General features: G+C 44.2%; 11 protein-coding genes. All 11 read left to right on the forward strand.

The genetic code is table 11. The features are described 5' to 3' along the window. The 11 genes from dnaA (at position 1) to LROSL1_RS00225 (ending at position 13,472) form a co-directional block, all read left to right on the forward strand. Positions 1-1,335: a chromosomal replication initiator protein DnaA gene (gene dnaA, locus LROSL1_RS00175; RefSeq protein WP_178913290.1), complete on the forward strand. Its 1,335-nt coding sequence runs from the start codon at positions 1-3 to the stop codon at positions 1,333-1,335. A gap of 228 nt (positions 1,336-1,563) precedes the next feature. Further along, positions 1,564-2,703: a DNA polymerase III subunit beta gene (dnaN, locus tag LROSL1_RS00180; RefSeq protein WP_178913291.1), complete on the forward strand. Its 1,140-nt coding sequence runs from the start codon at positions 1,564-1,566 to the stop codon at positions 2,701-2,703. A 352-nt stretch (positions 2,704-3,055) separates the two neighbouring features. Next, entirely contained in the window at positions 3,056-3,316 is a 261-nt protein-coding gene (yaaA, locus tag LROSL1_RS00185) for a S4 domain-containing protein YaaA (protein WP_017262427.1), read from the forward strand. Then, a complete protein-coding gene (gene recF, locus LROSL1_RS00190) occupies positions 3,317-4,501 on the forward strand; it encodes a DNA replication/repair protein RecF (protein WP_178913292.1) in 1,185 nt (394 codons plus the stop codon). Between the two features lie 86 nt (positions 4,502-4,587). Further along, the gene (gene gyrB / locus LROSL1_RS00195; protein ID WP_268885857.1) at positions 4,588-6,618 is read left to right on the forward strand and encodes a DNA topoisomerase (ATP-hydrolyzing) subunit B; all 2,031 of its coding nucleotides are present in this window, start codon (positions 4,588-4,590) and stop codon (positions 6,616-6,618) included. A gap of 63 nt (positions 6,619-6,681) precedes the next feature. Continuing rightward, positions 6,682-9,324 carry a DNA gyrase subunit A gene (gyrA, locus tag LROSL1_RS00200; RefSeq protein WP_178913293.1) on the forward strand — a complete coding sequence of 881 codons (2,643 nt, stop codon included), beginning with the start codon at positions 6,682-6,684 and terminating at the stop codon, positions 9,322-9,324. Positions 9,325-9,473: 149 nt separating this feature from the next. Next, positions 9,474-9,803, forward strand: coding sequence for a heavy metal-binding domain-containing protein (locus tag LROSL1_RS00205; RefSeq protein WP_017262423.1), 330 nt, complete (start codon positions 9,474-9,476; stop codon positions 9,801-9,803). A gap of 308 nt (positions 9,804-10,111) precedes the next feature. Next, positions 10,112-10,411: a 30S ribosomal protein S6 gene (gene rpsF, locus LROSL1_RS00210; protein ID WP_017262422.1), complete on the forward strand. Its 300-nt coding sequence runs from the start codon at positions 10,112-10,114 to the stop codon at positions 10,409-10,411. 36 nt (positions 10,412-10,447) lie between these two features. Beyond that, positions 10,448-10,990: a single-stranded DNA-binding protein gene (ssb, locus tag LROSL1_RS00215; RefSeq protein WP_178913294.1), complete on the forward strand. Its 543-nt coding sequence runs from the start codon at positions 10,448-10,450 to the stop codon at positions 10,988-10,990. A 25-nt stretch (positions 10,991-11,015) separates the two neighbouring features. Further along, entirely contained in the window at positions 11,016-11,258 is a 243-nt protein-coding gene (gene rpsR / locus LROSL1_RS00220) for a 30S ribosomal protein S18 (protein ID WP_017262420.1), read from the forward strand. A 186-nt stretch (positions 11,259-11,444) separates the two neighbouring features. Next, the gene (locus LROSL1_RS00225) at positions 11,445-13,472 is read left to right on the forward strand and encodes a DHH family phosphoesterase (RefSeq protein WP_178913295.1); all 2,028 of its coding nucleotides are present in this window, start codon (positions 11,445-11,447) and stop codon (positions 13,470-13,472) included. Positions 13,473-13,475: the final 3 nt, after the last annotated feature.

Below are 13,475 nucleotides of genomic sequence, written 5' to 3' on the forward strand. Positions count from 1 at the left end.
GTGGTCGATAAAAACACACTCTGGGATGGTTTAAAAGAAAGTTTCCGCGCTAATTTGTCACCCGTTACCTTTAATACGTGGGTCGAATCAGCACTGCCACTTTCTTACCAGCCGCCACGCTTCGTTTTACAAGTTCCTTCCCAGCTTCATAAAGACTACTGGGAGCGAACGCTAACCCCCAAACTGGTCGAATTTGCTTTCTCTGATTTTCAAGCTGAATTGGAACCAGAATACGTCATTGAAGGTGAGCAACCTGCTCAGCCAACAGTAAAAGAACCTGTTACTGACACTGCCACACCTGAAGTTACCAATCATGCAAACTCGTTGAATGACAAATACACGTTTGATACATTCGTTATTGGTAAGGGGAACCAGATGGCGAATGCGGCTGCCATGGCGGTTTCTGAGGAACCCGGTACCTTGTATAATCCCTTGTTTCTCTATGGTGGTGTTGGCTTAGGTAAAACACATTTAATGCACGCCATCGGTCATGCCATGATTGCCCGTAACCCTAATACCAACGTTATGTACGTCACCAGTGAAGAGTTCACCAATGATATGGTTATGTCAATCCGTGACAAGACTCAGGAACAATTTAGGTTGAAGTATCGGTACGTTGATCTACTCCTTGTGGACGATATCCAATTCTTTGCAGACAAGGAAGGGACTCAGGAAGAGTTCTTCCATACGTTTGAGCAACTTTACAATAATAGTAAACAAATCGTGTTGACGTCTGACCGCTTGCCCAACGAGATTCCTAAGTTACAAGACCGCTTAGTAAGTCGCTTCAAATGGGGCCTATCCGTTGACATTACGGCTCCTGACTTAGAAACACGGATTGCCATTTTACGTAATAAAGCTGAACGGGAACAAATTGAAATCCCTGACGATGCACTCGAAATTATTGCCAGCCAGGTCAATAGTAACGTCCGTGAATTAGAGGGCGCGCTCGCACGTGTACAGGCCTATTCGCGCCTTCAAAAGAAGCCGATTGATGAAGACTTAGTTCACAACGCATTGAAGAGTCTTAATCTTGAAAGCAAACCAACACTTACAATCGAACTCATTCAACAGAAGGTTGCAAGCTACTTTGACGTTAATCTCGTCGATCTTAAGGGTAAAAAGCGGATGAAGGAGATCGTTGTTCCACGACAAATCGCTATGTATCTAGCCCGTGAATTAACGAATTCATCCTTGCCAAAAATCGGTAAAGCCTTTGGTGGCAAAGATCATACAACTGTTTTGCATTCTTGCGATAAAATTGCCGAGAGCATTTCAAACGACGCAAAACTTGCTGAAAACATTCAGCAGCTTAAAATTGAGATACAACGCTAGTAAAAACTGGCGTATCATGGGGGCAGGACGTCGTTAGGACCTGTGGATAAGTGAATCGAAACCATCTGAGTTTTACTTAAGTTATCCACAGGTGGAAAACTTTACCAGCTCTTGGAATTCTTGGTTTTCCACAGTATCCACACTGCCTACTACTACGACTATCTTTATATCTTAAATAAGTAATGGGGCTTTGCCCCAAATTACATAAACCACTTTGGGGGACTAAGAATGAAATTTACGGTCAATCGACAAAGTTTTATTAAAAAGCTCAATGATGTTTCACGTGCTATTTCTACAAAAACGACAATTCCGATATTAACCGGTTTAAAACTAGAAGTTACCAGCAACGAAATCACCTTTACCGGATCTGATACTGATATTTCAATTGAAACCACGCTCCGTGCAGATGATGAAAACGCAGAACTAAATGTTGAAGAAGCCGGTAACATTGTTTTACCAGCACGTTTCTTTGGTGAAATTGTCAAACGTTTACCAGAAGCTACAATGACTGTTGCGGTTAAAGAGGGTTTTCAGGCAAACATTACCTCTGGAGCAGCTGCCTTTACGATCAATGGTTTGGATGCCAATAGTTACCCACACTTACCTGAAATTGAAAGTGATGATGAAGTAACGTTGGCTGGTGATGTTTTTCGTGACATTATCAACACTACGGTTATTGCCGTTTCGAACCAAGAAAGTCGTCCAATTTTAACTGGAGTGCACTTTACTTTGGCCGGTGATCAATTTACGGCTGTTGCGACTGATTCACATCGTTTAAGTCAGCGCAAAATTACTCTACCGACGCCGGCGACCGAAACTCACGACGTAATCATCCCCGGAAAATCCTTAGTTGAACTATCACGGATGATTGGCGAAGACAGCACTGACGTTAAGATGCGCCTAGCTGAAAACCAAGTGCTCTTCTTACTTGGTGACACATCGTTCTATTCACGTTTGCTAGAAGGTAATTATCCAGATACGTCACGTTTGATTCCTAGTGAATCTGACACGACTATGGAAATCTCTGCACCAACGTTACTATCTGCTATTGAACGTGCATCATTGTTATCACATGAAAGTCGGAACAACGTGGTTAAAATTACGCTGAAGGGTGAAGAAAAATCGGCCACAATTTTCGGCAACTCACCAGATGTTGGTGCTGTTGAAGAAAATCTATCAGCCATCAGCCTAGAAGGTTCAGACTTAGAGATTTCATTTAACCCAGACTACCTGAAGGATGCATTGCGTTCCTTTGGTCAATCACAGATTAAATTAAGCTTCACTTCAGCTTTACGACCATTCACCTTGGTCCCAAGTGAGGATGAACAAAACTTTATTCAGCTAATTACACCTGTGCGGACGTTTTAGTTGATTGCATAAGTAACCCAAAAGGAGCACTCCAAGACCAGTAGTATTTTGGTCGCGGGGGTGCTCTTTTTTGTGTCAATCTTGTGAAAGTCACATTCTGTGGTTGGGATGTTTGCGATAATTTCAAACGACAGAACGTGGGAATTAGAAACACAACGCCAAGATTCGGGATAAAAGTCGTTTTTTAAGGCGATTTTGTCGTATTTTGCGTTTAAAGCGTCTCTTAGCCATTTTGAGGGTTCGTTAGTATCGGGTATTTAAAAAGATATAAAATCGATTATAGGGCGTAAAAACCGGTTAATTAATTGTTTTTCGGTTCTGAAAACGGTATAATAGTTACTGTAAGTAAGGGATGGTGTTGATTGTGAAAAAAGAAGTTTTAATCAAGACAGCCTTCATTACTTTGGGCCAACTATTGAAAGAAGAATCAGTTGTTGATTCAGGCGGCCAGGCTAAGTGGTACTTACGCGAGCATTCAGTATCCGTTAATAACGAACCGGATGATCGTCGTGGTCGTAAACTTTATCCTGGTGATTCAGTAGATGTCCCAGATGTAGGGCTATTTTTTATACGGCAAAATCAGTCAGCAGACACGACGGAAAAGGATGCGTAAATGTACCTGGAAGGTTTACACCTCAAGAATTTTCGTAATTACGCTGACCTTGACGTCAAGTTTAATCAAGGTGTGAATGTGTTACTGGGCGAAAATGCACAGGGGAAGACAAACCTGCTGGAAGCAATTTACGTTTTAGCCTTGACGCGTTCACACAGAACGGCAAACGATCGTGACTTAATTGGCTGGCAGGCTAATGAGGCCCTAGTTGCTGGTCGTGTTCATAAAACGAATACGGTTACGCCATTAGAGCTGACGTTTAGCAAGAAAGGCAAAAAAGCCAAGGTGAACCACCTTGAGCAGGCTCGTTTATCGGCTTATGTGGGCAATCTTAACGTGATTTTGTTTGCCCCAGAGGATTTGGAGCTGGTTAAAGGGTCGCCATCAGTGCGAAGGCATTTCATTGACCAAGAATTTGGGCAAATGAGTCCTAAGTATCTGTATAACGCTGGCCAGTATCGGTCAATTTTGCGGCAGCGAAATAATTACTTGCGACAATTACAACGTAAACAGGCTAAGGATTTGGTTTATCTCGGGGTGTTGAGTGATCAATTAGCTGCGTTTGGCGCTGAAATTGTTGCAGCACGGTTGAATTTTCTTGATCAATTGGCCGTTTGGGCGCAACAAGTGCATAAAGTGATTTCGCAAGAACGCGAAGAACTCGCGTTTGAATACGTTAACCAGATTAAAGCAATGCGCGAAAAAAGTGTTGATGCCTTATACAAAGCGTATCAGGAACAGTTTGAGCGACAACAAGCGAAGGAAATCGAGCAAGGGACGACATTAATTGGCCCTCACCGCGACGACCTTCACTTCATGGTTAACGGCAAAAATGTCCAGACGTTTGGCTCACAAGGTCAGCAACGGACGACGGCATTATCTGTGAAACTAGCTGAAATTGATTTGATGAAGGCAATCACAGGTGAATACCCAGTGTTGTTACTAGATGATGTGCTGAGTGAACTGGATGATGCAAGGCAGACACACCTGTTGCGGTCTATTCAAGATAAGGTTCAGACCTTTCTAACCACTACATCGTTAAGCGGTATTGCCCGCAAACTGATCAATGACCCGACGATATTCAATATTGCCAGCGGTCATTTAAGTCAGGATGAATCAGTATCATCAAGCGATGGTAGTGATAGCCAAAACGGTGACGATGGACGGGAAACACAACAGGAGTAAGTAACAAGTTAGTAAGCAGCAGTTTTTGAGCAACGTGGTTAACGGTCCGTTTTTAGATGCTGGACCACGTTTGAGGAGGAATTACTTTGGCTGAACAAGACGACGAGCAAAAGTTAACGCAGGCGGAACGCGAACGTGTGGAACAGGCAGAAGCTGACCAAGCATCTAAGGTTGCTTCCGGCGATGCCAACCAACGTGAAGCTGAAGCTGGTCAGTATAATGCTGATCAAATTCAGGTTTTGGAAGGCCTCGAAGCCGTCCGTAAACGTCCCGGAATGTACATTGGGACGACCAGTTCTCAAGGACTGCACCACCTTGTGTGGGAAATTGTCGATAACGGGATTGATGAAGCATTAGCCGGTTTTGCTAATGAAATTAATGTGGTTGTTGAAAAGGACAATTCCATTACCGTTACGGATAACGGTCGTGGGATTCCGGTCGACATTCAAAAGAAAACGGGTAAACCAGCGCTAGAAACTGTTTATACAATTTTGCATGCCGGCGGTAAGTTTGGCGGTGGCGGTTATAAGGTTTCTGGTGGTCTGCACGGGGTTGGTGCGTCCGTTGTTAACGCCTTGTCCACTGAATTAGACGTTAAGGTTATGCGAAACGGCAAAATCTATTACATGGATTTTGATACCGGCCACGTTAAGACGCCAATGAAGATCATCGGCGATTCAGAACCGCATGCTCATGGAACCATTGTTCACTTTAAGCCGGATCCGGATATTTTCCGTGAAACAACGGTTTATGACATTAAGGTCTTGACGACTCGAATTCGTGAACTGGCCTTTTTGAACAAAGGCTTACGGATTACGATTGCCGATAATCGCCCAGAAACACCGACCAAACAAGATTTCCACTATGAAGGTGGGATTAAGGAATACGTCAAGTTCTTGGATGATGGTAAAGATGTCTTGTTTGAGGATCCTGTTTACGTTGAAGGAACTCAAAACAACATCGTGGTTGAAGTCAGTCTGCAATACACTGATGATTTCCACAGCAATTTACTAACGTTTACAAATAATATTCACACCTATGAAGGTGGGACTCATGAAACTGGGTTTAAGTCAGCGCTGACACGAGTCATCAATGACTATGCGCGCAAGAGTGGTCAATTGAAGGATAATGATGATCCATTGTCTGGGGATGATGTTCGTGAAGGTTTGACGGCCGTTGTTTCAATCAAACACCCAGATCCACAGTTTGAGGGTCAAACGAAGACTAAATTGGGTAACTCGGATGCCCGGACCGCCACGGATCACTTGTTCAGTGACACCTTCAGTCGGTTCATGATGGAAAATCCGGACACGGCTCGTAAAATCGTGGACAAAGGCATTTTGGCCTCGAAGGCACGGGTCGCTGCTAAACGGGCACGTGAAGTTACACGGAAAAAGTCAGGTCTAGAAATTTCTAATTTGCCTGGTAAGTTAGCGGATAACACCTCTAAGGATCCAGCAATTTCAGAATTATTCATCGTCGAAGGTGATTCGGCCGGTGGTTCAGCTAAACAAGGTCGATCACGGTTAACACAGGCAATCTTGCCAATCCGTGGGAAGATTCTGAACGTTGAAAAGGCTAGCTTGGATCGTGTCTTAGCCAATGAAGAAATTCGGTCATTATTTACCGCATTAGGAACTGGTTTTGGTGAAGATTTTGATATTTCAAAGGCTAATTACCATAAGCTAATTATCATGACCGATGCCGATGTCGATGGTGCCCATATTCGGACACTGTTGTTGACATTGTTCTACCGGTTTATGCGGCCAATGATCGATGCTGGTTACGTGTATATTGCGCAGCCACCGTTGTACCGAGTTGCTCAAGGTAAGATGATGCGCTATATCGACTCAGATGATGAACTAAACACGATTTTAGGTCAGTTGCCACCGTCTCCTAAGCCAATGATCCAACGGTATAAAGGGCTTGGTGAAATGGATGCCGAACAACTTTGGGAAACAACAATGGATCCTGAAAAGCGCCGTTTGTTACGAGTTGATCCACAAGATGCCATTGAAGCAGATCAGATTTTCACCATGTTGATGGGTGATAAAGTTGAGCCACGTCGGAAGTTTATCGAGGATAACGCTAAGTTCGTTGAAAACCTTGATGCTTAATTTGTTTGCATAAATTAGGGCACTAGAGCACCGACGTAAGAACGAAGACAAAGGAGTAGCGAAATGAGCGAAGATTTACCGAGTCGCATCACCGACGTCAATTTGTCGCAAACGATGCGGACATCATTTTTGGATTATGCGATGTCCGTTATTGTCGCCCGGGCGCTGCCAGATGTTCGTGACGGAATGAAGCCGGTTCACCGCCGGATTTTGTACGATATGCATGAACTTGGCAATACACCGGACAAACCCTACAAAAAGTCCGCCAGAATCGTTGGGGACGTTTTGGGTAAGTATCACCCACATGGTGACAGTGCCGTTTACGAATCCATGGTGCGGATGGCACAAGACTTTAGTTACCGGTATATGTTAGTTGACGGTCACGGGAACTTCGGTTCTGTCGATGGTGACGGTGCGGCTGCTATGCGTTACACGGAAGTGCGGATGAGCAAGATTGCACTGGAAATGTTACGCGATATCAATAAAAACACGATTGATTTCCAAGACAACTATGACGGTACAGAACGTGAACCAACGGTATTGCCAGCGCGATTCCCTAACCTGTTAGTTAATGGTGCTTCAGGGATTGCCGTGGGGATGGCTACGAGTATTCCACCGCATAACTTGGCTGAAGTTATCAAGGGTATCCACATTTTAATGGACAACCCAGATGCTACAACGGCTGATCTAATGGAAGCTATTCCGGGACCAGACTTCCCAACTGGTGCGATCGTCATGGGTAAGGCCGGTATTCGGAAGGCTTACGAAACGGGTAAGGGATCCATTACCGTCCGTTCGAAAGTTGACATCGAAACGCAAAAGAACGGCAAGGAACGCATCATCGTGACCGAATTACCATACATGGTTAACAAGGCCCGCTTGATTGAGCATATCGCTGAATTAGCACGTGACAAACGTATCGAAGGTATCACGGATATCAACGATGAATCTGATCGTGAAGGTATGCGGATTGTGATTGACGCGCGTCGGGACTTTTCTGCATCCGTTATTTTGAACAACTTGTACAAGATGACGATGTTGCAAACCTCATTCAGTTTCAACATGTTGGCTATCGAAGATGGCACGCCAAAAGTCCTTAGTCTTAAGCAAATTTTGATTGACTACTTGCGCCATCAAGAAAGTGTTATCCGTCGCCGGACCGAATTTGATTTAAAACGTGCTCAGGCACGGGCTCACATTCTTGAAGGTTTGCGGATTGCCTTGGATCACATTGACGCCATTATTTCGATTATTCGTAATTCACAAACGGCTGATGTTGCCAAGGCCCAGTTAATGAATAACTATTCGTTGTCTGATAAACAGGCGCAAGCCATTTTGGACATGCGGCTGGTTCGGTTAACTGGTTTGGAACGTGGCAAAATTGAAGATGAATACACTGGGTTGATGAAAGATATCGCTGATTACAAGGATATCTTGGCCCATGATTCACGGATCAACGAAATCATCTACCAAGAACTACTTGAAATTCAGACTAAGTTTGGTGACAAACGACGGACTGAGTTACAGGTCGGTGACATTTCGAATATTGAAGACGAAGATTTAATCGAAGAAGAAGACGTCATTGTGACGTTGACCCACAATGGTTATATCAAACGTCTACCAACAACTGAGTTCAAAGCTCAACATCGTGGTGGTCGTGGGGTTCAAGGGATGAACGTTCATGATGACGATTTCATCGAACACTTAATTTCTACGTCGACCCATGACCGGTTGATGATGTTTACCAACACTGGGAAAGTTTATGCCATGAAGGGCTACGAAATTCCTGAATATGGCCGAACAGCTAAGGGAATTCCAGTGATTAACTTACTTGGTGTGGATGCCGGTGAACGTATTCAAGCGGTGATCAACGTCAAGGGTGGTCCGGATGAGAGCAATAATTACTTGTTCTTCACAACGGTTCATGGTGTGGTTAAACGCACGGCTGTTAGTGAATTCAGTAATATTCGGAGCAATGGACTGAAGGCCATCAACTTGCACGATGGTGATGAGTTGATGAATGTTTCCATCACGGATGGTCATCAAAACATGATTATCGGGACTCACCTTGGTTATGCGGTATCATTTGCTGAAGATGCTGTTCGTGACATGGGTCGTTCTGCGGCCGGGGTTCGCGGAATTCGTTTGCGTGACGATGACTTTGTCGTTGGTGCTGACGTGTTGAAACCGGACAGTCATGTTCTTGTTATTAGCGAGAAGGGTTACGGTAAGCAAACCAAAGCCAGTGAGTACCCAATTAAGGGTCGCGGTGGTAAAGGGATTAAGACCGTTAACGTGACAGCTAAGAACGGGCCACTGACTGGATTAACAACGGTTAGCGGCACGGAAGACATCATGCTAGTAACCAATAAGGGTGTCATGATTCGTTTTAGCATCGATTCTGTTTCTGAAACAGGTCGTGCAGCGCTTGGGGTTCATTTGATTCGGATCGATGAAGATGCCTCAGTCGCAACGATGGCCAAAGTAGAACCTGAAATCGACGACGAAGATGATTCAGCTAGTGCGACCCCAACTGATGGTGATAACACAGTGGTATCATCTTCAAGCGAGGATGTTGATTCGACGACACCAGTAGCAGGCGATGAACCAGCTGGTGACGCTGATGCACAGGTCAACGAATTGTTGAAACGTGCTGAAGCTGATCAGGATGATACATCTGATGATTCTGATGACGACAATGACTAAAAAATATAATTAGATTTAAAAAGAGCATCGCGACGAGCAAAATCGACGCGGTGCTTTTTTTATGACTCAGGGCCTGTCGATTGCTTTTGCGATGCTAATCCTGGACAATAAACTTGAGTTATAAATTCTAGCTAAGGACGTGATACTGCATGAGTGATTCAAAAAAGATTCTCGTTGTGACGACCGAACGAATCCCCGGTCAAGAGTACGAAGTTATTGGTGAAGTCTTTGGGTTAACAACGCAATCCAAAAATGTTGTGCGTAATATTGGTGCTGGTTTGAAAAACATCGTCGGCGGCGAAATTAAAGCTTATACTGAATTGCTCAGTGAGGCACGCGATATCGCAGTGGATCGATTGAGAGAGAATGCTACTGCGATGGGTGCTGATGCTGTGGTCATGATGCGTTACGACTCGGATTCAATTAGTCAAGACATGGAGACCGTTGCTGCGTACGGAACTGCAGTTAAATTTAAATAGTGAGACACAATTTTAAAAAAATTCGACGACAACAAACATTTGTTGTCGTTTTGCGTATGTTATAGGTGTGTGAACGAACAACAGGCGTTGCGGATTAGGAGTTCTGTGGTAAGACAAATAACCGTTTAGTGTTTGTAATGTGGTTGCATATATGTCGATCAGCTACGTCAAACGCAATAAGCTACACCTTGTTATTTAAGCTTTGCCATGCTATACTTTTAGTTCGTGAGCGTTCGCCATCCTGGCGAATGACTCCTTACCCGTTTGAAAAACAGCGGGTCAAAAGTCCATAAGGAGGTAGACAGTCAATGTTAGCAACTAAGTATGAAATTACTTATATTGTTCGCCCAGATCTTGATAGTGAAGCTAAGCAAGCCTTAGTTGAACGTTTCGACAAGATTTTGACAGACAATGGTGCACAAATTGCTGATTCAAAAGACTGGTCAACTCGTCGCTTTGCGTACGAAATTGGAGGCTTCAACGAGGGTACTTACCACGTTGTAAACCTAACCACTGACCAGGCTGAAGCTTTAAACGAATTTGATCGTTTGGCTAAAATCAGCGATGGCATCTTGCGTCACATGATCGTTAAACGTGACGACAAGTAAACAAAACAAAAATTTTAAGAGAGGAGCACTACAACTATGATTAATCGCGCAGTTCTTACCGGACGCTTAACCCGTGACCCTGAAGTTCGTTACACACAATCAGGAGCAGCTGTTGGTTCATTTACGTTGGCGGTGGACCGTCAGTTCACTAACCAACAGGGCCAACGAGAGGCTGATTTCATTAACTGTGTAATCTGGCGTAAGTCAGCGGAAAACTTCGCTAACTTCACGCATAAGGGTTCACTAGTTGGCATCGAGGGCCGGATTCAAACCCGGAACTACGAGAACCAACAGGGCCAGCGCGTTTACGTCACTGAAGTGGTCGTCGAAAACTTTGCCTTACTAGAATCCCGTTCTCAATCTGATCAACGGACTTCTGGTAACACAAATGACAACGGCGGCTACAACAATAATGCTCCTCAATCAGGAAGCGCCAATCCGTTTGGCGGCACTGGCAACAATGGCGGGAACAATGCAGGTAATACTGCACCTTCCAGTCAATCAAGCCAGGCCCCTGCCGATCCTTTCGCTGGTAACGGTGAAAGCATTGACATCTCGGATGACGACCTTCCATTCTAGTCTCAGAAGATAGGAGGATCATATCATGGCAGATCAACGTCGTCGTGGTGGTAACCGTCGTCGCCGTAAGGTAGACTTCATCGCCGCAAACCACATCGAATACATCGATTACAAAGACACTGAATTGTTGCAACGGTTCATCTCAGAACGAGGCAAGATTTTACCTCGTCGGGTGACTGGTACGTCCGCTAAGAACCAACGTCGTTTGACGGTGGCAATCAAGCGTTCACGGATCATGGGCTTGCTTCCATTCGTAGCCGAAGACTAATCAATGTTTTATCAAACAGCCCTTTTAGGGGGGCTGTTTTTTTTAGTCTTTAGGTTTGCCAATTTCATTATCCACAGACTGTCGTGTGCTGTGTATTGGTCACATTAGATGTGATAAACTGGTAACAGTGTAACGGTACCGAAGTACTTTACTGGTAACAATACTTTATAGAAAGGAACGAACAACATGAGACAATTACTCGCAAGATTTCGTTTGCCCGTTTTCATGCAAAACACGCGTTTGCGGTGGATTGCATTTTATGGGTTGGCATTAGGCCTGTTGGGCGTTATTACAGCGTTTATGTTGAATTGGATATTTGGGCTCATTGTGCTGATTGCGGCCGTTGTCGTGTTGGTCGTGATTTTCAATACTCTGCAGGAGATCAGCATCGATACGCAAGAGTTCATTGCCGATTTATCCTATCGCATTAAACGCGGTGAACAGGAAGCACTGATTGAAATGCCAATGGGCGTGCTGATTTTCAATGATCATCAACGCGTCGCTTGGATTAATCCATATTTACAGGCCTATTTTGGTGATACAGAAGTGTTAGGGAAGAGCATTGCTAGCGTGGATCAAACGTTGGCTGATGCGATTGAAGCACACGCAAAAGATGAAACGTACAGTACGATTACATGGGCTGATAAGCAATTTTACTTGCTGGTTCAACCAGAGTTAAACGTTGTGTACCTGATGGATGTCAGTCATTACGCGCAGATTGAACGGGACTACCATAATGAACAACTTGTCCTTGGAATTATTTCATTGGATAACTACGATGAAGTGACTCAAAGCATGAGTGATTCAGATATTTCAACACTTCGTAATTATGTGACGAGCACACTGACAGACTGGACTAAAGATTTTAATACGTACTTGCGCCGTTTGAATTCAGACCATTATTTATTAGTTGGCCATTTGAGCGACTTGGAAAATTTGGAAGCTGATAAATTTAAGATTCTCGACACGATTCGTGAAACCACTTCTAAACAGAACTATCCGCTCACATTGTCCATGGGATTAGCTTATGGACAGAAAGATATCAATCGTCTAGCTAGCTTAGCTCAGAGCAATTTGGACTTAGCTCTCGGCCGTGGTGGTGATCAGGTTGTCGTTAAAGCTGAAAATGAGGAAGCTCGTTTTTACGGCGGTAAGACGAACCCAATGGAAAAACGGACGCGTGTGCGTGCCAGAATGATTTCTCAGGCGTTACAAGAATTATTCAGTCAATCAGACCAGATATTTGTTGCCGGTCACCAAACGCCTGATATGGACTCATTAGGGGCAAGCTTGGGGATTAGACGGATTGCACAGATGAATGGTAAGAAATGTTGGATCATTTTGGATGAGGCACAACAGTCCCATTCTGATATTCAACGTTTGCTACAGTCCATTGATAATTATTCGGAAGTAAAAGATGCGATCATCACGCCGGCAGATGCTGCTAATCGGGCCACTGATCAAAGTTTATTGATTATGGTGGATCATTCCAAACCATCCATGTCGATGGCTGAGAGCGTGTATGACAAGCTTCAGAATCGAACTGTGATTATTGATCATCATCGTCGGGGTGAAGAATTCCCCGAAAACCCAATTTTGGTTTACATTGAGCCTTATGCAAGTTCAACTTGTGAGTTGATTACAGAGATGTTAGAGTATCAACCACAGGAAGCAAATGCAATGAACAAAATTGAAGCGACAGCAATGCTATCCGGGATTGAAATTGATACTAAAAACTTCACGAACCATACCGGTACGCGAACGTTTGATGCAGCCAGCTATTTGCGATCAGCTGGTGCCGATGCAGAACTGATTGTTCAATTTAATAAGGAAAATCCGGACAGTTACATGCAACGTAATCACCTCATTAGCCGAGTTGAACTGATTAATGAGAGCGTGGCATTGATTGCTGGAGAGGACGGTACCACATATGATTCGGTAACGGCGGCCCAAGCTGCTGATTCGTTGCTAAATATGGCAGGCGTCGAAGCCTCGTTTGTTATCACCCAACGTGCTGACAACCGAGTTGGGATTTCTGCTCGTTCTACTGGTGAAGTTAACGTGCAGGTCATTATGGAACAAATGGGCGGTGGCGGTCATTTACAAAACGCAGCCACACAGATTGAAAATCAAAGTGTTACCGAAGTTCGTCAAGAATTATTGAACATTCTCAATAATCAGGCGGCAGAAGCAACACAGGATGCAAAGGAGTAACAA

Origin of the sequence: Furfurilactobacillus rossiae, assembly GCF_013394005.1 — a bacterium.
Taxonomy (GTDB): domain Bacteria; phylum Bacillota; class Bacilli; order Lactobacillales; family Lactobacillaceae; genus Furfurilactobacillus; species Furfurilactobacillus rossiae.